Source organism: Oceanobacillus sp. CFH 90083 (assembly GCF_009389585.1).
GTDB lineage: Bacteria > Bacillota > Bacilli > Bacillales > Amphibacillaceae > Oceanobacillus.
The window spans coordinates 125,307-150,073 of sequence record NZ_VIYG01000008.1; the positions used below are offsets into that span (position 1 = coordinate 125,307).

General features: G+C 39.3%; 21 protein-coding genes. All 21 read left to right on the forward strand.

Annotation, left to right across the window (positions count from 1 at the left end; translation table 11 throughout):
- Positions 1-136: 136 nt before the first annotated feature.
- The 21 genes from FLK20_RS13765 (at position 137) to FLK20_RS13865 (ending at position 24,627) form a co-directional block, all read left to right on the forward strand.
- Complete coding sequence (locus FLK20_RS13765) at positions 137-1,570, forward strand: DUF6382 domain-containing protein (RefSeq protein ID WP_152657169.1); 1,434 nt, start codon at positions 137-139, stop codon at positions 1,568-1,570.
- Complete coding sequence (locus tag FLK20_RS13770) at positions 1,567-2,427, forward strand: PP2C family protein-serine/threonine phosphatase (protein WP_152657170.1); 861 nt, start codon at positions 1,567-1,569, stop codon at positions 2,425-2,427. The genes FLK20_RS13765 and FLK20_RS13770 overlap by 4 nt, the downstream gene beginning before the upstream one ends.
- 2 nt (positions 2,428-2,429) lie before the next feature.
- Positions 2,430-3,242, forward strand: coding sequence for a serine/threonine protein kinase (locus FLK20_RS13775; RefSeq protein ID WP_152657171.1), 813 nt, complete (start codon positions 2,430-2,432; stop codon positions 3,240-3,242).
- A gap of 21 nt (positions 3,243-3,263) precedes the next feature.
- Positions 3,264-4,622 carry a type VII secretion protein EssB/YukC gene (locus FLK20_RS13780; protein ID WP_194165629.1) on the forward strand — a complete coding sequence of 453 codons (1,359 nt, stop codon included), beginning with the start codon at positions 3,264-3,266 and terminating at the stop codon, positions 4,620-4,622.
- Positions 4,623-4,969: 347 nt separating this feature from the next.
- A complete protein-coding gene (locus FLK20_RS13785; protein WP_152657173.1) occupies positions 4,970-6,073 on the forward strand; it encodes an amidohydrolase/deacetylase family metallohydrolase in 1,104 nt (367 codons plus the stop codon).
- The gene (locus FLK20_RS13790; protein ID WP_152657174.1) at positions 6,051-7,157 is read left to right on the forward strand and encodes a DgaE family pyridoxal phosphate-dependent ammonia lyase; all 1,107 of its coding nucleotides are present in this window, start codon (positions 6,051-6,053) and stop codon (positions 7,155-7,157) included. Before FLK20_RS13785 ends, FLK20_RS13790 begins: the two co-directional genes overlap by 23 nt.
- On the forward strand, positions 7,157-7,909 hold the full coding sequence (dagF, locus tag FLK20_RS13795) for a 2-dehydro-3-deoxy-phosphogluconate aldolase (protein ID WP_152657175.1): 753 nt from the start codon (positions 7,157-7,159) through the stop codon (positions 7,907-7,909). Before FLK20_RS13790 ends, dagF begins: the two co-directional genes overlap by 1 nt.
- Positions 7,902-8,915, forward strand: a complete 1,014-nt coding sequence (locus tag FLK20_RS13800) for a sugar kinase (RefSeq protein WP_152657176.1) — start codon at positions 7,902-7,904, stop codon at positions 8,913-8,915. The genes dagF and FLK20_RS13800 overlap by 8 nt, the downstream gene beginning before the upstream one ends.
- A 192-nt stretch (positions 8,916-9,107) precedes the next feature.
- On the forward strand, positions 9,108-9,644 hold the full coding sequence (locus FLK20_RS13805; protein ID WP_152657177.1) for a DinB family protein: 537 nt from the start codon (positions 9,108-9,110) through the stop codon (positions 9,642-9,644).
- A gap of 15 nt (positions 9,645-9,659) precedes the next feature.
- Entirely contained in the window at positions 9,660-10,652 is a 993-nt protein-coding gene (locus FLK20_RS13810) for an asparaginase (RefSeq protein ID WP_152657178.1), read from the forward strand.
- A gap of 63 nt (positions 10,653-10,715) precedes the next feature.
- A complete protein-coding gene (locus FLK20_RS13815) occupies positions 10,716-11,402 on the forward strand; it encodes a copper homeostasis protein CutC (protein WP_152657179.1) in 687 nt (228 codons plus the stop codon).
- Between the two features lie 214 nt (positions 11,403-11,616).
- Positions 11,617-13,290, forward strand: coding sequence for a sigma-54-dependent Fis family transcriptional regulator (locus tag FLK20_RS13820; protein WP_194165630.1), 1,674 nt, complete (start codon positions 11,617-11,619; stop codon positions 13,288-13,290).
- A gap of 200 nt (positions 13,291-13,490) precedes the next feature.
- A complete protein-coding gene (locus FLK20_RS13825) occupies positions 13,491-14,477 on the forward strand; it encodes a 2-keto-3-deoxygluconate permease (protein WP_152657181.1) in 987 nt (328 codons plus the stop codon).
- Between the two features lie 55 nt (positions 14,478-14,532).
- A complete protein-coding gene (locus tag FLK20_RS13830) occupies positions 14,533-15,816 on the forward strand; it encodes a four-carbon acid sugar kinase family protein (protein WP_152657182.1) in 1,284 nt (427 codons plus the stop codon).
- Positions 15,817-15,819: 3 nt separating this feature from the next.
- The gene (gene pdxA / locus FLK20_RS13835; RefSeq protein WP_152657183.1) at positions 15,820-16,818 is read left to right on the forward strand and encodes a 4-hydroxythreonine-4-phosphate dehydrogenase PdxA; all 999 of its coding nucleotides are present in this window, start codon (positions 15,820-15,822) and stop codon (positions 16,816-16,818) included.
- A 579-nt stretch (positions 16,819-17,397) separates the two neighbouring features.
- Positions 17,398-18,420, forward strand: coding sequence for a LacI family DNA-binding transcriptional regulator (locus tag FLK20_RS13840; protein ID WP_152657184.1), 1,023 nt, complete (start codon positions 17,398-17,400; stop codon positions 18,418-18,420).
- 27 nt (positions 18,421-18,447) lie between these two features.
- Positions 18,448-19,224, forward strand: a complete 777-nt coding sequence (locus tag FLK20_RS13845; RefSeq protein ID WP_152657185.1) for an SDR family NAD(P)-dependent oxidoreductase — start codon at positions 18,448-18,450, stop codon at positions 19,222-19,224.
- A gap of 46 nt (positions 19,225-19,270) precedes the next feature.
- On the forward strand, positions 19,271-20,470 hold the full coding sequence (locus FLK20_RS13850; protein ID WP_227995055.1) for an iron-containing alcohol dehydrogenase: 1,200 nt from the start codon (positions 19,271-19,273) through the stop codon (positions 20,468-20,470).
- 5 nt (positions 20,471-20,475) lie between these two features.
- Positions 20,476-21,900, forward strand: a complete 1,425-nt coding sequence (locus tag FLK20_RS13855) for an aldehyde dehydrogenase family protein (RefSeq protein ID WP_152657187.1) — start codon at positions 20,476-20,478, stop codon at positions 21,898-21,900.
- A gap of 78 nt (positions 21,901-21,978) precedes the next feature.
- The gene (locus FLK20_RS13860; protein WP_152657188.1) at positions 21,979-23,250 is read left to right on the forward strand and encodes an ester cyclase; all 1,272 of its coding nucleotides are present in this window, start codon (positions 21,979-21,981) and stop codon (positions 23,248-23,250) included.
- A 66-nt stretch (positions 23,251-23,316) separates the two neighbouring features.
- Positions 23,317-24,627, forward strand: coding sequence for an ABC transporter substrate-binding protein (locus FLK20_RS13865; protein ID WP_227995057.1), 1,311 nt, complete (start codon positions 23,317-23,319; stop codon positions 24,625-24,627).
- Positions 24,628-24,767 lie beyond the last annotated feature (140 nt).

Genomic DNA, 24,767 nt, shown 5'->3' on the forward strand with positions numbered 1-24,767 from the left:
AGTTATAAAGTTAGAAGCAGTCGGCTAAATTCTTAGGAGTTTCTGAACGGGGATGCATTCCACCGAAAAGGGTTGATGACTTTTTAGGCATCCTTTTAAAGAATAGAAACAGTATTAAACAAAGGAGGAATAGCTCGTGTCTAATCCATTGGAGCTATACCATATAGACCAATTAGAATCGAATGGCGGCTATGTGAAGCTGAAACAAACAAATGAGAAAGGCTTCACCGCGGATGATTTTCAAGATCTGCAATTAAAAATGATTCAATCAAATCATATTCCAAGATTATTACCGATAAGTCTGGAAGAAATAAATGAAGAAATCACTGTATTTTATAAAACAGAGGGATTACGCAAGTTGCGCCCTTTTGCTAAAGAACGTCCACTTTCAATGCAAAACTATTATGCTTTGTTTATTAATATTATTCAAGCCTTACAAGATTCAAATAATAATATGTTAAGTGAAGACCATTTTGTCCTTGATGAAGAGTATATCTATATTGGTGACGGCTATCATCAGGTTTATTTAATGTATATCCCATTAAAAGAGGGAGTGACCAATTCAACGCTTTATGAGAGCCTGAAGAAATTATTATTAAATATGGCAGGTGAGGTTAAAGGGCTGAATGGTGTGCAATTCAAAACCATCCTGAATTATATCAAAGACCCGGGTTTTAGCCTGCATGGTATTAAGCAGTTATTGAGTCAATTGCAAAAGCAGGGGTACCAGGGGGAGGATGAAGAAGCGGCCTATCAAAGAGAAGCTTCCCAGCCTAAAGAAATCATAAAGATAAAAAAAGTACGAAAAATGCCCCCTCTTGCCAGCAAGATAAAGACGTACTCTATTTTAATTGGTGTGTTATTGTTAGCCGGAGTATGGCGGTTATATATGGACGCAGGCAATACCGCTATGCTGATTGTTTCCATTATCTTGTCCCTCGTCGTTATTGCCGGGGTGTATGTGTATTGGTTTGTTTGGAGGCCGGGTGTCAAACCGATTATTACAGAAAAAGAAGTCAAAGTGAAAAGTAAGCCGGCCAAACAGGTGGCTTTCCGTAAAAATAATAAAGAAACAAATGTAGTAGAGCAACAAACTGTGGAAGAAATATCAGCTACGGCAATCACAAATAACCAGCAGGTGCAGAACCAGGGCGTTACGGAGTTTGAACCAATAACTTCCTCCGATGAAGAAAAGCAGGAAGAAATAAATGACCAAACAATGTTACTAGATGAAACGGAAATGATTCCAGAGCAAAGCAGGAAGAAGATCAGAAACTATTTAGTAATTGATCGTGATGGGGAAGAGGAAGAAATTCATCTTGAGAAGGATAACTTTGTTATTGGACGTGCAGAAAAGGGAACTGACTTGATCGAAAAGGCTGTAGGTATTTCCCGCTTACATGTGGAGCTGGTCAAATTATCGGATACTTATGGCATTAAGGATCTTGGAGCCAAGAATGGAACCTATATTAATAATGAAAAAATTATTCCCTATAAAATTTATGAGCTATCAAGTGACGATAGCATTCAAATTGGGAAAACAGTCTATACTTACAAGGTGTCCGAATGAATAATACAAAGCTGAGCAAGGTCATACAGATGGAAAAATTCAGTTTAACGCCTTCTCTTGAGAGATCGAATCAAGATGCATTTGGTTACTCCAGTGATAGACTGTCGTCCGGACAGGAAGTACATCTGACAGTGATTGCAGATGGGATGGGAGGTCACTCTTTAGGTGATGCTGCCAGCCGTTTTGCTGTTGACTATGTGTTGACATGGTGGCACAGCACTATTTGGATGAATGAAGAACCAGCATCCTTTCTATCGACCTGCAAAGAGAAACTAATTACCCTTTTTCATGAGATGAATGATCGCTTGATTGAGATCGGTAAATTAGAACAGGCGGATATTGGTACTACCTTAAGTGTTCTTTTATTTATCGGGGATCAATACTTTATCTGCCATGTCGGTGATAGCCGGATCTATCGTTATCGGGAGAATATCATTGAGCTGGAAGAGTCAAATGGTGATACGATTGATTTGAATAAAGAGAAGGTATTTCTCCAGTTAACGGTTGATCATTCCTTTGCTTCTATGCAAGTCGAGGAAGGCTTAATGACAGTGCAGGAAGCAAAATCTCATAATAAAGCCCACTATTTAACCCAATGTATGGGGGTGAAAGGTGAAGTAGAGCCATACACTGCTTCCGGTACTTTTACCGCTTCAGATTCCTTTTTGTTGTGCACAGATGGATTTTATACGTTATTTACAGATAACGAGTTAAATAAGGAGTGGGCGGCACAGATAGAGAAAAAGCAGTCACTGGAAGGGATTATTTCTCACTTTTATGCATTAACGAAAGCAAAGAAACGTACCGATGATGCGTCGGTTCTAGCGGTTAATTTTAATCAAAGAACTGAGGAATAGCTATGTGGAAGAAGCATGAGATGGTTCAGCATAAATATGAAATGATTGATTATGCAGCGGAAGGCGGGACATCTTTGTTGTATGAAGTTAAACTGACTCACGGAGAACATGCACTGCTGAAGGTGGTAAAGAGCCCGGACACTTTATTGAACAACCAAATTGATAATGAAGCAGCTATCCTTGCTACAGTAAAGCATGACCGAATCCCGAAGCTATATGATAAATTGACAGTAAATCAATACTATAAGGCTGTCGTAATAGAAAAATTAGAGGCTGTTGATCTTTCTGAAATAGTCGAAAAAGGAAAAAAGTTTACTTGGGAGGAAATCCTGGATATTGCAAAACAATTGGCTGACATTATCCAAGCCTTTCATCAGAATAAACCGGCAATCGTTATTAGAGATATTAAGCCATCTAACATATTGCTTGCTGAGGATCGGCAGGTATATCTGGTTGATTTTGGTATATCCGCTACTGTCGAACAGGCAGGACAGGTGAATGCATTAGGTACAATTGGTTATGCCGCTCCAGAGCAGTTCGAGAATGGTGTAGTGGATCTCCGCTCGGATTTATTCTCATTAGGTGCGGTTTTATTTTATTTAGTGAGTAATGGCAAGAATATTTATGCGAGTGACCATGAGATTATTCTTCGTAATCGGCTTCCCAAGACTTTTGCCAATATCGTCATAAAACTGACAGCTACGAATCCGGATAAACGTTTTACCAGTATTGAGAAGGTAATCTCTGCATTTGCCAAAGTAAACAGGCCCTACCGGGAGCGAATGAAAGAGCTGATTCATTCCCGCAACAGATAATATGTTATGGAGGTGAGCAAGATGAAGGAACAGAAATACGGCACTATCAAAGAAATGGCTGATCAAGTTATTTATGAAATTCCAAAATCGCAAACGAATATAATAGATGCAGAGCAATTGGAGGAACTGAATAGAAAGGATGATCTTTTCTTCGATTTCAAGCGGTATTCACTTGATGGTGATGTTGTCCGTATTTATTATCAGAAGCCCCAAGGATATAAGCCTTTATCCAGCTTTAAGCCTAAAAGTAATGATGTGAAGGTTAAAGCAGCTATGACTATATTGGCTGTCGAAAAATTAGTTGGTACACAGTATACTACACTTATCCATCCAGATAATATCTATGTCAATGAACAAGGAGATGTCCAATTTGCGCAGCGTGGTATTCGCTTTGTTTTATCAACGGACGAGCTGACGAGACGGCAGGTGGTACGTGAAGTAAAGCCGATTATAATCGGACTTTTTAGCGCAGTGAATTATGAAGACGTAAATAGCAGTAATATGGATGAATTGGCGCAAGAACAGCCGATTATCAGAGAAATACAGAAGGCTGTGACGATAAAAGAGTTAAGAAATGTGATTAGTCAGTTTGCAACAACAACAAATGCCAGCAAGGCTGATGGTATACTAATGAAGAACTTTCAAAAATATAACAAGTCCAAAATAATTGTACCTGCCGGGTTAGTGCTGGGGATGGTTTTAGGTATGCTTCTGCTTTATGTCATTAAGGTTGTACCAATGACAGAAGCTTCTACTGCAGATGCAGATCAACAGGAAGAGCTCACGGAATTAAAAGAGGCATTAGAAGCGGAAATTGCGGAAAATGATAAAATAATCGATAGTTATTATCTGGCAGTAACTGGCCAGGTAGAAGAAGCCATTGCCGGCTTTGAAGGTGTAGAGAAGCTAGATGAAGAGGCACAGCACGCCTTAATAGAGCAATATATCAAACTCGGAACAGTTGACAGCCTGAACAAGGCCAGCAAATTGGACCCCTCTTACCATGTTAAAGTGGTTAAAGAGTTAAGATCGATAGAGGGAGAGGAAGCCGAACAAGCCATTCTTGAGATGGAGTCCGATGCCCCAGAGGTAACGATCGAACAAGCATGGATTAACGAGGATTTTGAGCGTGTTATAGATATTTATGATGATATTTCTGATAATGATCGGGCTAAATATCTCGCCGGAAGAAGCTATCTGGAGCTCGATAATCACAAAGAAGCTCTGAAGCTCGGCGAAGAGCTGAATAATAAGGATTTGCAAGTGGACAGTCTGAAATTGAAAAAAGAAGAGATTAAATCAAAGGATATGAAGAAGAAGAAAAAAGAGAATGAAATAAAGAAAATAGATAAACAGATTAAAGAAATTAGAGAGAGTTAATGGACTGTATCAGTAGATGCAGTTTTTTTATGAGGAAGGTGCAGCGATTTCCTGGAATAAATTTGATGCAGTAATGAGCTGTGTGAATCTTCGTAGTGTTTTAGTTAAGATATAATATATAGGATGAAATTATATATGGATTGAAGTATTCATATTTCCCCTTTTATGTAATGAAAATGAATTATGTATTCTATTACTTTAAAACGTTATAATGTTATGTTGACTGAATGGGGAATTAATGATAATCTATTCCAAACAGAGTTAAACCAAAAACGAGATTATATGTTTAGATAGTTATCATATAAGTTTTTATTTTAATGACTAAGATCGGTCAAAGGATGATGGAAATGGCAGATAATATGGTTCTACAGAATATAAAAATGCTGGATGGTACTTCTGTAGATATTGTGATAGAGAATCGAAAAATTGTTAGTATTGCTTTACCAGGAACGGCGGCTGGTGAAAAAGTAATCGATTATCAAAATAAAGCTTATGTTTCCAGCGGCTGGATCGATATGCATGTACATGCCTTTCCAGAATTTGATCCATATGGAGACGATATCGATGAGGTCGGCTATAAAGCAGGAGTAACAACGATTATCGACGCAGGGAGCACAGGAGCTGACCGGATTCAAGATTTAGCTGACAGCTCCAAAAAGTCTAAAACAAATGTATTTGCATTTTTGAATATTTCCAGAGTTGGGTTAGAGCGGGTAGATGAATTATCAGACTTATCTTTATTAAATAAAGAGGTATTAAAGCAAGCTGTCCATGAGTATAAGGATTTTATCGTAGGATTAAAAGCAAGAATCAGCAGCAGCGTAGTGGGGTTGAATGATATTGAGCCTTTAAAAATAGCGCGGAAATTCTCTAAGGAAACAGACTTGCCGTTAATGGTTCATATCGGCTCAGGACCGCCGGATATTCATGATGTGTTGGATTTACTGGAGGAAGGGGATGTGATTACACACTTTTTGAATGGAAAGAAGAATAATTTATTTGATGATAAAGGAAAACCGCTGCCTGCATTTTTAAAAGCAATGGAGCGTGGTGTTCATTTAGATGTCGGGCATGGTCATGCAAGCTTTTCGTTTCAGACAGCTGAACAGGCGAAGGAATACGGGATTCATTTTCACACGATCAGCACAGATATTTATCGAAAAAACCGGCAGCATGGACCAGTATACAGCATGGCCAATGTATTAAATAAATTTCTGTGCCTGGGTTATTCCTTAAAAGAAATTATTGATGCAGTAACAGTGGACGCGGCAGCATGGTTAAATAAACCGGAGCTTGGCCGGATTGCGATAGGGGATATTGCCAATCTTACCCTATTTTCTGTAGAAGATGAGACAATAGATTTAATGGACTCAGACGGTGAAATACGTCAGGCGGAGCAAAGAATCACAGTCAAAGGAGTGGTTGTTAATGGCGAATACAATACATGCTAAGTACGGGTTGAAGCGGGTGATTAATGCAAGCGGAAGAATGAGTATCTTAGGTGTTTCTGCTCCATCAGATACCGTCATGGAAGCGATGAAATCCGGCGGTCAGAGCTATGTTGAAATCTCAGATTTAGTAGATAAGGCAGGAGAACATATTGCTGGGCTGCTTCAATCCGAGGCTGCTGCTGTTGTCAATTCTGCCTCCAGCGGTATTGCACTTTGTGTTGCAGCGATTGTCACAGAAGGAAACCGCAGAAAAAGTGAAAAACTGCATCAGGAGGCTATTCCCAAAAATGAAATTGTTATGCTGAAGGGCCATAATGTGCAGTATGGTGCGCCAGTAGAGACCATGATTGCTCTTGGCGGAGGAAAGCTTGTGGAAACAGGCTACGCTAATGAGGGAAGGAAAGAGCATATTGCGGATGCGATCAATGAAAATACAGCCGCCGTTTTATTTGTAAAATCGCATCATGCTGTCCAAAAAAATATGATTTCTGTGGAGGAAGCCTGGGAAGTTGCGCGGGCATATCGTGTTCCATTCATCGTTGATGCAGCAGCTGAAGAGGACTTGAAAAGATATGTAAAGATTTCCGATTTAGCGATTTATAGTGGATCGAAGGCGATTGAAGGACCGACATCTGGTATTGTGGCAGGGAAAAAGGATTATGTGAAGTGGGTAAAAACACAGCTCCATTATATTGGAAGAAGCATGAAGGTTGGCAAGGAAACAACATTTGGACTGCTGCAGGCATTGGATGAATATTTTGTAAAAGAAGATAATAGTGAGGCTGAAAAGAGAAGCTTAGAAGCACTGCAATCACTGAATACCATCGATGGTATAACAGTAACTATCGTGCAGGATGAAGCCGGGCGTGCAATTTTCAGAGCACGGATTCACATTGATTCTGTTGTGGCAGGAATCACCGCCAAAGAGGTAAATGACAAGCTTCGTCACGGGGATATAGCCATTTATACGCGGGATTATGGGGTGCGTCAGGGCTTTTTTGATATTGATCCCCGCCCATTGCAGAGGGACGACATGGATGTAATTGAATCGGAATTAAAATCCATTTTGGGGGGAAGCAAATAATGCAGATCCATTCTCGTTTTTATAAAAGTAGAGTCGCGCTAAATGTATTAGCGAATAGTATTGAAAATGCAAAAGAAGTCTTCGATGCAGCAGAGGGACATGTGCTGGTGGGTGTGCTTTCTAAGGACTATCCAACAGTGGATGCAGCTGTTACAGCCATGAAAGCATATGGAGAAGCGATTGAGGATGCTGTTTCGATTGGATTGGGTGCAGGTGACAACAGGCAGGCCGCAGTTGTTGCAGACATTGCGAAATATTATCCAGGCTCCCATATTAATCAGGTTTTCCCTGCTGTAGGGGCAACACGGGCAAATTTAGGAGAACAGGATAGCTGGATTAACGCACTGGTATCGCCGGCAGGCAGGGCGGGATATGTCAATATTTCTACGGGACCGGTTAGTGCAGCAGCTGGTGAGGCGGCTATTGTTCCCATTAAGGCTGCGATTGCACTTGTCCGTGATATGGGTGGAAATGCCTTGAAATACTTTCCGATGAGAGGGTTACAATCAGAAGCAGAATTCCGTACTGTTGCCAAAGCCTGTGGTGAGGAAAACTTTGCTTTAGAGCCAACAGGCGGGATTGATCTGGATAACTTCGCTGCCATTTTAGAGATTGCTTTAGAAGCAAAAGTGCCTAAAGTGATTCCGCATGTGTATTCTTCCATTATTAACAAGGAGACCGGAAAAACCAATGCGGAAGATGTTAAAAAGCTTCTGACTATCAGTAAAGAGCTGGTTGATACATATGCCTAAGAACATTGTCGCATTTGGCGAAGTAATGATGCGCTTGCAGGTGCCGGGTTATGAATTACTTTCGCAGGCAAGTAATTTGCAGTACTCTTTTTCAGGCACGGGAGTCAATGTTGCATCTGCTATGACAAAGCTTGGACACAACGGTTATCTAATCACAAAGTTGCCGGACAATCCCTTGGGAGATGCAGCAATAGCCTTTCTGCAGCGCTTAGGAATAGAGAGGGACTTCATTACAAGAGACGGTAAGTACATTGGAGTGTATTTTTTAGAAAATGGCTTTGGGCAGCGGGCGAGCCGGGTCACCTATACCAATCGTTTAGAGAGTACATTTAATACGGCAGATATTTCTGATTATGATCTGGATTTAATTGCAGCGAATACAGATGTTATTCATTTTTGCGGCATCAGCCTGGCGATGACAGATAATGTTCGTACAAGTATGAAAGCGCTGGCTAAAAAGGTAAAAGAAAACGGCGGGCTGATTTGTTTTGACTGCAATTATCGCCCTTCCTTATGGGAGAGAGGCTATATGGAAGCGAGACCGTATTATGAAGAGCTGCTTTTACTCGCAGATATCGTTATGATGAATGAAAAAGATGCGCTATATATACTAGGAGTGGAAACGGAGAAAACGAAGAGAAAAGACCAGCTTCAAGATGTTATTCCAAAAGTAGCAGCAAAGTACAGCATTCCGATGATTGCGGGTACTCACCGGGAGATTAATGAGGATAATACACATTCTTTGGAAGGTTATCTGTATAAAGAGGATAAATTTGTATTTTCGAGCGAGCTAACCTTCCCTGTATATGATCGTATTGGTGCAGGAGATGCATATACTAGCGGTATTCTGCATGGGGAATTATCGGGATTTGCACCGGAAAAAACAGTGTCATTTGCAGCGGTTGCAGGTATGCTGGCGTGTACGATTGTTGGGGATACGCCGATGGCAACGGAAGCGGAGATTTTAGCTGCTATGTCGGGGAGTGTAGGGGATGTGAAGCGGTAAGTGAAGGTGAAGAATAAGGAATGCATATTATGAAGAAGGATTAAAGAAGAAGGGCTCCCGTATCGAATCACGATACAGGACCCTTCTTCTTTAATGGATTTATAAAAAAACAAAGCCGCCTACTCCATCTCTATGATAAAGTTAGGAGTAACAGTTTTCTGAACAAAAAATAATGACGGTCAGGTGATCATTATGCATAGAGATCTTTCCCCTCTTTTTGAAGAACTCCAGAAAATGCGGGATAAATATTTTCATACAGAAATTTTCAAGTCATCCCTTCACAGACGGGCAGTGCCTGATAAGTGGAGTGTTGCCGAGTCGATTTATCATTGTTATTTGTTGCTAAAGCTTACACGGATTACATCAGCCTATTATTTACCGGTTGCCCGTTTTTATATGAAGCTTCGCCGCCCAAAGGCGAAAAAGTATATAAGTGATATGCCGAATATATATCGTGGGAAGACGATGAAGGCGCCCTTTATTTTAAAGCCGAAAATGAAGCGGGAATATACGCTTGCGGAGCTGAGAGATCTACTGGAGGAAGAGACAGAAAAGATGAAATTATGTGTAGCGTCTCTTACGAAAGAACAGTGTTACTGGATTAGATATCCAGACCCTGTACCGAAATATCCAAATGTTGTGCAGGTGGTGAAGCTTTTAAGGATTCATGAGGAGCATCATTATAAGGTGGTGACAGAAAGGGAGTCTAAGTTTAGAAGGGAAGAATGAGGAGGAGTATCTTTAATGCGTACAATTATTGCAGAAGAATACCGGGGCGGAAGCTTAGAGAATAAGCATAATGGAATGATATGCGTGTTAAATGAAAAAAAAGAAGTTATTTATGCAAAAGGAGATGTGGATCATACTCCTGTATTTTACCGATCTGCCATGAAACCGATCCAGGCGATACCTGTATTCGATACAGATATTGAAGAAATATATAGTCTGGCGGCAGATGAAATGGCATTGTTTTGTGCATCACAGCGAGGGGAAAGCTATCATCAGAAAAGCTTAAACGCTTTAATAAATAAATTAAATTTAAACGAAGAATCACTTATCTGTGGTGAGAGCTACCCCTTAAATGAATCTCCTAAAATTGATTATATTTGTAAGGGTCATAAAAAACGGAAGCTGTTGCATAATTGTGCAGGTAAACATCTCGGTTTCCTGGCTTATTCAAGGGAGCTGGGGCATAGCATGGAAGGTTATGGAGAATTTAATCATCCGATTCAGGAACGAATTAGAGCGGAAATTGAGGCTTTAAGTGAATTTCCCAAAGAAAAAATGAGTGCAGGAAAAGATGGCTGCGGAGTACCGGTATATGGCGTCCCGCTGCGAAATATGGCTTTATCTTATCTTAAATTTGTGAAGCCGGAAATGATGAACGATAAGAAAAAAGAGAAGATATTGGAGAGAATTGCTGACACCATGCAGGCTCACCCGGAGATTATCGCATCTCATAATTTTATCTGCACCGTATTGCTGGAGGATGAGAATATTATTGCAAAAGGCGGGGCGCAGGGAGTATATTGTCTTGCTTTGAAAGAAGAGAAAATCAGTATTGCATTAAAAATTCAAAGTGGAACAGAGCTGCTCTGGCCATTAGTTGTTGCTGAAATTTTAAAGAAAATAAATTATAAAAATAAGCAAACCATTGCAAACTTATACCAATTGCGTTCCTCTAAGGTACTGAGTGATGCCGGGGAAGTAGTCGGCGAAACAAAAATTATCCTATAGGGAGACGTGAATGTTAAGTAAATTTGCTTTATGAACTCATTGTTCATCGAAAGGAGCTTTGGAATGATTGAATGTATTGTCCAAAATGCAGAAGATGCAAAGAATGCTGAAAAACTGGGAGTAACAAGGTTAGAATTGGTTTCAGCCATCCAATTAGGCGGGTTGACACCAACTTATGGAACGGTCAAAAGTGTATTGGACAGCGTTCAGATACCTGTGCAGGTAATGATCAGACCGCATGATTATGGATTTATATATACTTCAGATGATAAAGAGGTTATGAAGAAGGATATTTCTTTACTAGATGAAATGGGGCATAATCGGATTGTTATTGGGGCATTGAACGAAAATAAAACGATAGATACCGTGTTTCTCGATGATTTATTCAGGGAATTTCCTCGTTTGAATGTTACATTTCATCGTGCTTTTGATGAGGTTAGGGATCAGACAGAGGCCTATCATACTTTAGCGGCTTACCAGAAAAATATTCAAAGGATTTTAACTTCTGGCGGTGCAGATGATTGTGCGGGAGGAGTGGATGCTTTAAGGGCGCTTGTTCAATTACAGCATAAATTGCAAGGACCAGGCATCTTGCCGGGAAGCGGATTGGGTGTTGATAATATACGGGCTTTACATAATGTGATTCAAGCGGATGAATATCATTTTGGGAGTGGGGTTAGAAGGAATCGGTCTTTTGAGGAGAGGGTTGATAAGGATAAGGTGGAAGGGGTAAGAAGTGTTTTGGGTTGAAAGGTGCATCCATTCGGTATTGGCAGTGAAGTCTTTAAATGTGGGAGAAATACCATTATAAAGCGGCGGTTTAAAGAATTAGGATTGCAGAAGGATGAAAAGCTTTCGATGGATATATACTTCAAATAGTTATTGAAGCAGTTTATATGACTACCTTTTTTCTTCGGAATATGATTCAATAATGACATGAATTGATTAATGAATGGAGAAGATTATGTTACATTTTCATATTATTGCCCCTTATCAAGCAATGATTCCTATTATAGAAGAATGTCAGCAAATGTTTTCAGATATTAACATCACCTATTCTGTTGGAGATTTGCAGGAGGGGGTGAAGGCAGCGGTACAAAAAGAAAATGAAGCTGTTGATATATTTATCAGCCGGGGAGGAACGGCTAGAATTTTAAAGGAGCACGTGACGATTCCTGTTGTAGACATCCACTTATCTGGTTATGACTTAACACGCTCTTTAACATTAGCTAGTCAAATTCAAGAGAAAACAGCCGTGGTTGGTTTTTCTAATATTACAACGGGTGCCAGCTCTATTATTGAACTATTGAACTTACCATTAAAGGTTTTTACTGTCACCAGATCAGAAGAGGTAGCTCCCTTATTACTGCATTTAAAGGAAGAGGGATATTACCATATTCTTGGAGATGTCATTACAGTTAAGACTTCTGAAGCGATTGGTTTGAGAGGGATGCTGCTGCAATCAGGAAAAGAGTCTATCATCCGGGCAATCGAAGAAGCTGCCTTTTTAGCAGAACAGCTGCAAAAGCAAACACACCTTAAAACCTTATTTGAAGAATTACTAGTTACAGAGCATCGGAATATCATTGTATTTAACCAGTTTAATGAAGTGGTATATAAGCATTTTGAAGATTTTGCTGATAATCCGTTATCTCAGCAGGATTGGTATGTGCTGAACAGCTCTATGCAATCGGAAAAACATCGATTGACGAAGTATTATCCATATGGTGAGGAGCAGATACGTATTACAGGGTATCGGGGGAAAGAGCAATTTAAACTGTACTTTTTAGAAAAATACTCTTTAAATAGGCTTCAAGAGCAAGGGATTAGACTGAAATCAGAACTGCAGAAGGAGCCTGTTGCCAGTCAATCTGAACAAATAAAAAAGCATATGAAAACGATGATTGCTTTATATAAAAAAAATAAACCCATTTTAATAACGGGGGAGAAAGGCACAGGAAAAAAATTCTTGGCGACACAGGTTCATATCAACATCGCACCAAATGATTTAGTAATGGAAATTGACGCTGCTTTATGTAATATGAAAAAAGCAAATGATTTATTTTCCTTGAAACCAAAATGTTTGATTTTGTACAATGTGATCCCTGACCAGGAAATGCTCGGATGGATTAGAGATATAAAAAATCTGTGTGAACAGAATAATGTACAGCTGTTTATTACTTCGGAGCATAGCTGGCCGCATGAGACTGTTGAACATGAAAAGCTTCACCAGATTCATCTTCCAAAGCTTGTTGAAAGGATAGAGGATTTACAGGAGCTGGCTGTTTACTTTTTAGCTGACTATCATCAAAAATACGGAACTACTGCGATGAAAATTTCAGAGGAAGCTCTTGCCTATTTAAAAGGATTATCCTATCAAAATCATGTAGATAGTCTGAGAGATTTAATGAAACAAGCTACGTTAAATGAAAAGGACTACATCCTTCATAAAAAAACACTTGCAACCGTATCAGAACAAAGTCAATTACCTCAGACATTCCCGATTAATGGAACCTTGAAAGAAATGGAAGCGACGATTATTGCACAGGTTTTGCGGGAAGAGGATAACAATCAAACGAAAGCGGCAAAACGATTAGGAATTAATCGTGCTACATTATGGAGAAAATTAAAAGAGTGATTGTAAGAAGTCTATGAATGCCATCATATAAGGTATTGATAGGCTTTTTTCATTGAAAGAAGGGATAGTAATGATTGTGTTGCAATATTAAACTATTTTATTTAATTTATATTTATGTGTTGCATTATAAATCAATTTCGTCTAATCTAGTAATAGAGCGATTATTGAAAACGCTTTATAAAAATGTGGGGGAGATAGTAATGAAAATTAAAGCAACCTTAGATCGTATTCCTGGTGGAATGATGGTTGTACCATTATTATTGGCTGCAACTATCAATACATTCTTTCCAAATATATTAAGAATTGGCGGTTTTACGGAGGCATTATTTGTTGACAGCTCCAGCGCGCTTATTTCTTTATTTCTCTTAATTGCCGGTACGCAGATTACGTTTAAAACGGCAGGAACATCTGTTAAAAAAGGTGTGACGTTATTAACGTTTAAATGGGGAATTGGGGCAGTAATCGGTTTAATCGCTATTATTTTGGCTGACTCTAATGGTTTATTTTTAGGGCTTGCCCCAATCGCTATTGTTGCAGCTATGACCAACTCAAATGGAGGGCTTTATATTGCTTTTGCAGGTCAATATGGGAAAGAAGACGATAAGGCAGCCTATCCATTCTTAGCTTTAAGTGATGGTCCATTCTTAACCATGGTTGCCTTAGCTATTTTTGGAACGATGGGATTCGCTGAAGGGATGTTCTCACCAACTGACTTTATTGCAGTATTACTTCCGTTAGCGGTAGGTATTGCTATTGGTAACCTAGACAAGGAAATGGGAGACTTTCTCTATAAAGGAAGCGATAAATTAGTTCCATTCTTTGCTTTTTCATTAGGTATGAGTATTAATTTTACTGCCATTATTAAAGGCGGATTGAGTGGTGTATTATTAGGGGTAATAACAGTATTACTCACTGGAGGAATCGGGTATCTTATCTTTAAATGGATTGGCTGGAATCCGATTGTCGGAGCCTCAGAAGGATCAACGGCGGGAAATGCCGTTGGAACACCAATGGCTATTGCAGCTGCGAATGCGTCCTTTATGCCTGTCGCAGAATTGGCAACAGTTCAAGTGGCAGCGAGCGTTGTGACAACAGCGATATTATTACCAATATTTATCGGTGTATTGGCAAAACGTTTAGAGAAGAAAACGGGTAAACCAATTAAAGAGATAAACCCGACGATGTAAACAATTAAAAAAGCCATAAATCTATGGCTTTTTTAATGATGGAAGGAGAAGTATGATGAATTTAGCAATAATTGCAGATGATTTGACAGGTGCGAATGATAGCGGTGTTCAACTGGCGAAATATGGTCTGCAAACATCTGTGTTTTTTAAAATGGATAAAGATAATATCCAGAGTAATGAGGCAATTGTATTTGATACGGATAGTAGAGCGATAGCTCCGGCTGAGGCAAAGAAAATAGTGGCTAAGGTTACTCGTTTCTTATTAGATGAAGGAATGAATAATATTTATAAAAAGATTGATTCAACCATGAGAGGCAGTATTGGTGCAGAATTAGCGGGAATGCAGCAGGAGCTTCAAGCCGATTTTATCTTTATTGCTCCCGGATATCCGTCAAATAACCGCAAAGTCATTGATGGCTATCATTATTTGAATGGAAAGCTTTTGGGAGAGACAGAAATTTCACTTGATCCGGTAACACCTGTTACAGAATCTTACCTGCCTGCGTTGCTGGAGAAACAAATTGGCGAAGAGACTGGGTTAATCAGCCTTGCAGAATTACGCTCTTCGGAAAGGTTTATTGAGAAGTTATATACTTTAAAAGCACAGGGAATTACGTATATTATTGTTGATTCCGAAACAGAGGAAGATCTGCAATTATTTCTATCAGAGGTAAAAAAAATATCTGCGTCTATCGGTTTAGTGGGATCAGCAGGATTAGCAAATTATTTACCTGCTTATTTTGGATTAGAGGCGAAGGAACAGACTTATCAGATAGTTAATCAACATAAGCCAATCTTAACAGTCGTAGGAAGTGTCAACGTTCATTCTCGAAATCAGTTAAAGAAGCTGCTCGTTAATCAGAGTGCATATCCGATAAAAATTGATTCGTATAAAGCTGTTTCTTCTTTGACCGAGAGAAAAGAAGAAGAGCAACGTGTTTATAATGAAGTTAAAAAACAAGTGGCAACTGGACACGACATTGTTCTATATTCTTCTGGTGAGCGTGATGATATTGATTATGCACGGAAAATTGGTGAAAAAAATGGTTATAATTTTACTGAAACAAGCAGAGAGATTGTCAGGATGATTGGTGCAGTTGCTGCTCAACTGTTAAATGAGAATATGTTTCAAGGGATTATTATGACTGGCGGAGATACTGCAAAGAAAATTTGTGAGCATTGGAATATTACTGGATTTACACTTTACGATGAGCTGGAGGTCGGTGTACCCATCTCAAGCTTTATTGGGATAGAAAACTTATTTGCAATAACGAAGGCTGGTGGATTCGGTCAAGAGGATGTCTTAATTGATGCCAGTAAGAAATTGAAGGGAGCATAAAAAATGAAACAAAAACCAATTATTGGAATTACAATGGGGGATGCTGCGGGCGTCGGACCGGAAATCATTGTGAAAGCATTGAACCATGAAGAAATATATGAGAATTGCCGCCCTGTTGTAATTGGAGATAAGAAAATTCTTGAAAGAGTTTTACCAATTGTTAAATCAAACCTGAAAATTAAAAGTGTAGAAGGACCAGAGCAAGCCAATTTTATGCATGGCACCATCGATGTGATTGATTTACATTTATTGTCCTCTGATCTGCCTTTTGGAAAAGTATTAGCAGATGCCGGAGATGCTGCTTATCAATATTTAGCGAAAGCAGTTGAACTTGCAAAAGAAAAACGCATTCAGTCTATTTGTACAGCGCCATTAAACAAAGAAGCCCTCCACAAGGGAGGACATCTGTATCCAGGTCATACTGAAATCTTGGCAGATTTAACAGAGACAGAGGATTTCTCTATGATGCTGACAACGCCTAATTTGCGGGTGATTCATTTAACAACTCATATGGGATTAATTAAAGCAATTGAAAGTATTACACCTGAAAGAACGTATAAGGTGGTCAAACTGGCATATGATACTTTGCGTAATGCCGGAATGGAGAATCCTCGAATTGCCGTATGCGGCATTAATCCACATGCAGGTGAGAATGGGTTATTTGGCAATGGAGAAGAGGAAGAAAAGCTGGAGCCAGGTATTCAGCGTGCAAAAGAAGAGGGAATCGACGTGACTGGCCCGCTTCCAGCAGATACATTATTCTTCAGAGCTGGCCGCGGAGATTTTGATATGGTTGTTGCCTGCTACCATGACCAGGGGCATGCTCCGATTAAAGTAATGGGAATAGAAGAAGGCGTCAATATAACAGTAGGCTTAAAAGGCGGTATTGTTCGTACCTCTGTCGATCACGGTACAGCGTTTGATATTGCAGGGAAAAATATTGCTGATGAAAAAAGTATGATTGCAGCAATTCGATCTGCATATGAATTGGCGCCAAAATAAATAAAAACATCCTATTGCTCGCATGATGCCGGGCGATAAGGATGTTTTTGGCTTGTTGACGTTTTTAAGGCCGGACAGAATAAACAAATGTAATAAGGCTTCTTTTTTTAGTGTTTCAAATAATGGTATCATAGAAAGTGAAGCAGGTAGTGAAATATGAGCTACAATCTTCTAAGGTACGGAGTGATGCTGGGGAAGTAGTTGGCGAAACAAAAATTATCTTATAGAGGATGTTCAAAAAGTCCACAAATGCTAAGCGGCGAGGCAATGAACTTCTACTAAGTTCGTCCATGTCGTGTTGGCAACTTCTGTGAAGGGCCGTTCGTAAAATCATATTGCCTTGACCTTCAAGATCTAATTTGGCACTTTTTGAACACGCACTTATAGGATATCTATAGGTGGATGGACACCAGATTTTGTGTATAGTGAAAAATGCAAAATTAATATTCTCCAGTAAGAATAAATTATAAAAAAACATGTTGCAATAATCAGAAACATGTGATAAATTATAATAAATCAAATTACATGAATCCGCTTTCAATAAATTGAATCCGCATTCACAAGAGGTGAAATGATATTTTGAAAGGAAGAGTGAGTGCCTACGATGTAGCAAAATTAGCAAAAGTTTCACAGAGTACCGTTTCAAGAGTTCTTAATAATTACCCGCATGTAAGAAAAGAAACGAGACAAAGAGTACATGATGCGATCAATACTTTAGGTTTTTCACCAGATGAAATTGCCAGAAGTCTGGCGAGCAAGAAAACAAATACAATTGGACTGATTGTAGAAGATATTTCTAACTCGTTTTATGCGGAAACAGCGCATATTATTTTGAGGGAAGCTCAGAAATATGATTATGAAGTGATTATTATTGATGCAGAAACAGATGAAAATAGTTTTGAGAGGGCGATTTCCACACTTAATGGAAAAAGAGTGGATGGAATCATTGTTGCCTCTACCCGGATGGATAATCAGAAGGTAAAAGAATTCTATGACAAAGGATTTCCTATTATTTTTTATAATCGACGGATTTATGGTATTGAAGAAAGTCATTATGTAGAAGTGGACAACAAATTAGGAGCTAAAATGGCAGTTAATCATCTGGTTGAAAACAAGCATAGAAAAATTGCATTTATTTCGGGGCCTACCATATATTCTACTTTTTATCAACGTTTTGAAGGATATAAAGAAGCTGTTCAGGACAATGGCTTGGAGTACGATGAATCGCTTATTTATAAAGGAGAAGTAAGTTACGATCAAGTATTTCAGTTTGCACTAAATCTAATGAGGGACGAAGATAGGCCGACTGCATTTTTTGCTTCGACGGACCAAATGGCATTGGCTATCATGGATGCAGCAGCGAGAAGTGGAAGGCATATTCCGTTTGATGTTTCTGTTATTGGTTTTGATGACATTGAGATTGCGAGTAATCCTTATATTAGCTTGAGTACAATCTCCCAAAGAAAACGAGAAATGGCTGTACTGACATTGCAAAAGTTATTATCACTTATTAATAGTGATGATTCAAATGATGAGCCGAATAAAATTACTTTGGAGCCGGAACTAATTATTCGTAAAACAACAGGTGTTAATAATCAATAGTATACGAATATTTCAGGAGGTAGAAAGATGGCTGGATATAAAGCATCTGAGCTGTTTAATTTATCTGGTAAAATAGCAATTGTTACAGGGGCAAGCAAGGGAATTGGAAGAAGTATTGCTTTGTTATTAGCGCAAAATGGAGCTGATGTTGCTTTAATGGCAAGGAATGAAGAGGAATTGATGGAGATTACCAAAGAGATTGAAAAATTAGGTCAGAAAGCTCTGCCGATTGCAGTTGATTTAACAGATATTGATGAAATTCCAAACGTCATCGAGAAGGTATATAAGCATTTTGGAAAGATAGATATATTGATTAATAATGCTGGAATGAATATCCCAAAGCCGATTGAAGAAGTGACAGAAGAAGATTGGGATCAGGTTATCGATATAAATGTAAAAAGCGTATTTTTCATCACCAAGGCTGCAGGAAAATATATGAAAGCTGCTGCGCAGGGAAAAATAATCAATGTTTCTTCACAAATGGCTTTTGTAGGATATTATAAACGATCTGCTTACGCTTCCAGTAAAGGGGCAATCACTCAATTGACAAAATCCCTGGCGATTGAGTGGGCCCCGTATAATATAAATGTCAATGCTGTAGCACCAACTTTTATTGAAACACCAATGACAAGAAAGATGCTGGATGATGAAGATTTTAAAAAAGATGTGCTAAGCCGTATCCCTTTAGGTAGGTTAGCAAAAGAAGAAGATTTGTTTGGTGCATTTGTATTTCTGACATCAAATGCGGCAGATATGGTAACGGGTCAAACACTGATTGTGGACGGAGGATGGACTGTTTGGTAATTTTTGAATGCGGATTCAATAAAAAGCAGAAAGAAGGTTGAAAGTAGTGATAAGTAAGAATAAGGGTGAAAAAAGTATTATCAATTTTAATGATTTTCAAATACCAGGCGTTATTCGCTTCGGGGAAGGTGCTTTAGCATCTATAAAGGACGAGGTGCTATCAAAAAATCCTTCCAAACTATTTATTATCAGTGATAAAGGAGTCGAAAAAGCTGGATTAGTAGCTGAATTGAAGGAAGTATTGAAGACGTGTGACATTCCAATAGAGACAATGACAGATATTGCAGGAGAGCCGACCTTTTCGCTCGTTGAAGACACAATAAAAACACTAAACCAATCTAAAGCTGATTTTGTCATTGGGATTGGTGGGGGAAGTGCATTGGATGTCGCAAAGGCGAGTGCTGCCTTGCAGGATAAGAATGATCTGGAAAATTACTTTAGCGGAAAGAAAACAATCGAAAATCGAACAGTGCCTTGTGTCCTTTTACCGACAACATCTGGAACGGGTGCAGAAGTAACAAAAAATGCAATTTTTGGAGACGAAGAAGAAGGGGTGAAAAGAGGAATCGTCAGTCCTGCTTTATTACCTGATATCGCTATCGTAGATCCTGAACTAACTGTTTCCTGTCCGCCAAGAGTAACAGCGGCTTCCGGAGTAGATGCTTTTACACATGCAATTGAATCGTATATATCTATCAATGCGACAGAGCAGACACGGATTTATTCTGAAAAATCCATGAAGTTATTTGCAGAGCATATTACGAATGCTGTACATAACGGCAATAATGTAGAAGCCCGAACAGGTATGAGCTGGGCGAGCCTATTGGGCGGTGTCTCATTAGCGAACGCAGGTGTAGGAGCTGTTCATGCAATGGCTTACCCATTAGGAGGAACGTATCATATCGAGCATGGCGTGGCAAATGCGTTGTTAATGCCTTTTGTCTTTAAAGTAATTGGAAAAACATGTACGGACGATATGGTTAGAGTTGCTTCCTTCGTAGAGATCGGCAATTTTACAAACGCTAAACATCAGGCGCTGGAAGCTGTGGTCAATTACTTACTACAGCTGCTGAAGGATTTAAATTTACCGACTTCTTTGAAGGAATTAGGGGTGGGAAAAGCGGACCTGCCTAAACTGGCTGAGCAGGCGTCACAGGTTAAAAGGTTGTTGGCGAATACACCTTATCGATTGAATGTAGAACAGATTCTTGGTATTTATGAGGATGCTTATGAGGGAGGAAGGTGAAAGGCATGGAAGTTAAACTATATCAATTCTTTATAGATGGCAAGTGGGAAGAAGGAACGGAGCATTATGATTTGATAGCTCCTTACAGTAAACGTGTAATTGCTCAAATACCTCTGGCTGATGAAGAAATCGCTGAAAAAGCCGTTAAGAGTGCTAAAGCTGCTGCCGGCAGTATGAGAAAACTTTCACTGTTAGAGAGATCAAATATCTTAGAAAAGGTATCTGCTATTTTTACTGAAAGACTGGAAGAATGTGCTGAGATAGTAGCATGGGAAAATGCAAAACCGATACAGGCAGCAAGAGGAGAGGTTCAACGAACAATTGAAACTTATAAATTTGCAGCAGATGAAGCCAAAAAAATTGCTGGAGAAATTATTCCGATGGATGCTGCTAAAAATGGATCTGGCAGATTTGGATTTACTAAAAAAGAGCCTTTGGGAGTAATTGCAGCAATTACACCATTTAATTTTCCATTTAATCTTGTAGCCCATAAATTAGGTCCTGCATTTGCCATGGGGAACACCGTTGTTCTAAAACCGGCTTCTCAGACACCTTTAAGCGCCATTATGACAGCAAGAATTTTTGAAGAAGCAGGGCTGCCGAAAGGAGCACTCAATCTTATTTTTGGATCCGGGAAGATAATTGGGGATTTCCTGGTAACTCATGAAGATATTAAAATGGTTACTTTTACAGGAAGTGTGCCTGTAGGTAAAGGAATACGAGAAAAAGCAGGTCTAAAGAAAGTGACGTTGGAATTAGGATCAAACTCTGCAGTAGTGATTGATAACACAGACGACATCCGTTCAGCAGCTTCAAAATGTGTTCAGGGGGCTTTTGCTTACTCTGGTCAAACTTGTATTTCTGTCCAGCGAATCTATGTCCAAGCGGATTTATATGATTCATTTTTGGAAGCGTTTGCTAAAGAGGTGGAAAATATTAAAGTAGGTGATCCATTAGAAGAGGATACGGTTGTCTCTGCGCTTATTCATGATAAAGAAGCAGAGAGAGTAGAACAGTGGATAAAAGAAGCCAGGGTTGAAAATATATATCGTGGTGGAAAAAGGTCAGGTTCTGTAATTAAACCTACCATCTTAACAAATGTAGATTCAGATTTATCTGTATCAAAAGAAGAGGCTTTCGCTCCTGTAGTAGTGATCAATAAATACGACACATGGGAAGAGGCGGTTCAATTGGTAAATGATTCACAATATGGTCTGCAGGCAGGGGTATTTACCGATTCGCTTCAGAAAGCCTTTCAAGCAGTGGACGAGTTAGAAGTTGGGGGAGTCATTATTAATGATATTCCGTCTTACAGAGTAGATCACATGCCATATGGAGGAGTGAAAAATAGCGGGACAGGGCGTGAAGGGATCAGATTCTCCATGGATGAAATGTCTGAATTAAAGCTGGGAGTAATTAACCTGGATTAACTCTGCCTGTATAACGTCAAATTGGTGTATCAACAAAATGATTTTCTTTTAATTTATCTGTAGAAAGGAAGATTTTAAATGAAGGATACAAAAGATAATAATACATTGACTAATAAGGAAGAAACGACAGCCCCATTGGAAAAATCGAGGCCTGGCAAAGTAACTGGAGATCAGAATGAAAATAAGCAGAATGACCTTTCCAAGCTTGTATACTATGCAGATAGTGCAGAAGTAAATATGGTCGACTCAAAGGATGATGATGACTATTTAAACATAGACACAAAAAATATAAGAAAACAAAGCATGGAGGGATTTGGGGACTATCATAATATTATCGACTACATTATCAGAATAACACGGCAAATTTGGAAAGAGAAAGATATCGGTTTAATTTATGATACGTATAGTCATGGTGTTCAGGTGCATCGTGGGCTTATCAACAGTCATGGTGTCAATGAGGTGGTCGCTGGAACGCTGCAAACCTTACAGTCCTTCCCGGATCGTACAGGACTAGGCTGGAGCATTGTATGGTCAGGTAATGATAAGGAAGGCTTTTTTACCTCACATCGGGGAAGGTCCATAGGGACAAATTTAGGTGATACCTTATACGGTCCGGCTACTGGAAAGAAAGTGGTTTTTCGGACGACAGCGGATTGTCTGATACATGAAAATAAAATATATGAAGAATGGCTGGTAATGGATACGTATCATCTGGTGCAGCAGCTTGGATTCGATCCGGTGGAGATTGCCAAACGAACGGCAAAACAAACGAGCAAACTTGCTCCGGCTCTTCAATTTAATATTGCGCAATCTGCTGAGGCAGGATTACAGCCGAAAGCATATAAACCGAGATATGAAGAATTTGAAATTGGAGACTTTATGTTAATGCTTTTTAATCAAGTATGGGATAGACGTTCTATTAATAAAGTCAAAGAATTTTATGATGAAAATGCTGTCATTCATTATGTATGTAATAAAGATATGATTGGTCACAACGAAATACAGGGGATGTTTATTAATCTATTTGCTTCTGTTCCGAACTCTAAGGTTATCTTAGAAAGAGTAACCTGTAATAAGAGAGATAATGAAAAGGACTGGGATGTTGCTGTCCGATGGAGGATTCAAGGTTTACACAGTGGGATTGGATATTTTGGTACTCCAAGTGGAAAGCCAATTGAAATCCATGGAATGAATCATTTCAAAGTAAGAAATGAAAAAATCCAGGAGGAATGGATGCTTTTTGACGGGATGGAAGTGCTTCGTCAAATCTATACCGTTAGTGAAGCTGACGGAGGAAGTGAAAATGATAACCAGGGATATGATGATGGAAACTTTACAGGTGTATCCTGAACAGAGAAGTTAACAACGTTTCATATATGATTTAAAACGGAAGATAGTCAACATTAAACATATGAGGTGATTCGTTTGAAGAAAAGTATTTTGGCAATCATGCTGATTGGATTCATTGCCGTGCTCGCAGCTTGTAATAATGGTAGTGACGGTGGTGCAGATTTAGAAGATCAGACAGTAACAGTCGCTGTTACGGAAGGAAACATCGGACAGTTTAATGCATGGGAGGCACGCAGTGAACAGTTTACCGAGGAAACTGGAATTGAAGTCGAGTTTATTGGTATTCCATATGATAATTTGCTGGACCGGATAACAGCTGAAGGAATCTCCGGGGATGCATCCTTTGATGTAGTTACGCACTTAGATGTAATGGGACCTTCTATTTCTCAGTTCTTAGAGCCATTAAATAATTATGCGGATGATGATTTTTTTGACCGCTTTCCAGAATCGATTGTAGAGTTATCAACTTATGATGATAAGATTTATAGCTTGCCATTACGTGCGAATGCACAAGTATTATTTTATCGAGAAGATGTATTTGAAGATTTAGGACTTGAACCGCCAACTACTTGGGAAGAACTGGAGGAAGTGGGCGAAACAATCACAGCAGAAACGGATAAATCAGCTATAACACCATACTACCAGGCAGGAAACAACGGACAGAACTTGGCAATATGGGCAACCTATTTATGGGGAAATGGCGCTGAAATTTTAGATGAAAATAATAACCCTGTTTTTAATACCTCTGAAGGAGTGGAAGCAACAGAAAAATATATTGGTTTGTTAACGGAAGGTCTTGCTCCAGAGGGGGCTGTGTCCTTTGCGGAACAAGAATCAAGAACACACTTTAAGCAAGGCAGATCAGCAATGTGGATTGGCTGGTGGTGGGTGTACTCTGATTTTAATGCAAGTGATTCATCAGCAGAGGAAGTACAAGGTAATGTAGGCTTTACTACTGTTCCGACATGGGAAGGCGGGGAACAAGTTGCGAGCGTATCTACATTCCCGCTTGCGATGATGGAAAGCTCGAAAAACAAAGAGGCTGCCTGGGAATTCATGGAATGGCTCAGCAATCCGGAAAGTGAAAAAAGTATTGTTATGGACTCTTTGAATGAAGAAGTACCGGCGGACCAATTTTCTACAGATATCGTACAGCTGGAAAATCTGAGAGATGAAGAATTAAATGAACTTGGAGATGGTTTATTTAATATTGGCGGAGACAGCTTTGAGAATGCGAGAACATTCCCTACCATACCGCAGTGGCCGCAAATATCAGATATTTTAAGCAGGGCGATATCTAATATGGCTACTGGTGAGGATGTGCAAAGCGAATTAGATGCAGCAGCAGCTGAAGTAGAACAATTATTACAGGAATAATATAAGAGGATGTTCAAAAAGCCCAACAAAAATGACACGGCGGGAAAAGGAACTTCTACTAAGAACGCCCACGTCGTGTGGGCAACGTAGAAATCGCCAACCCCAGGACGTCGCATTCTTAACCGACTGATCCTTTTTAT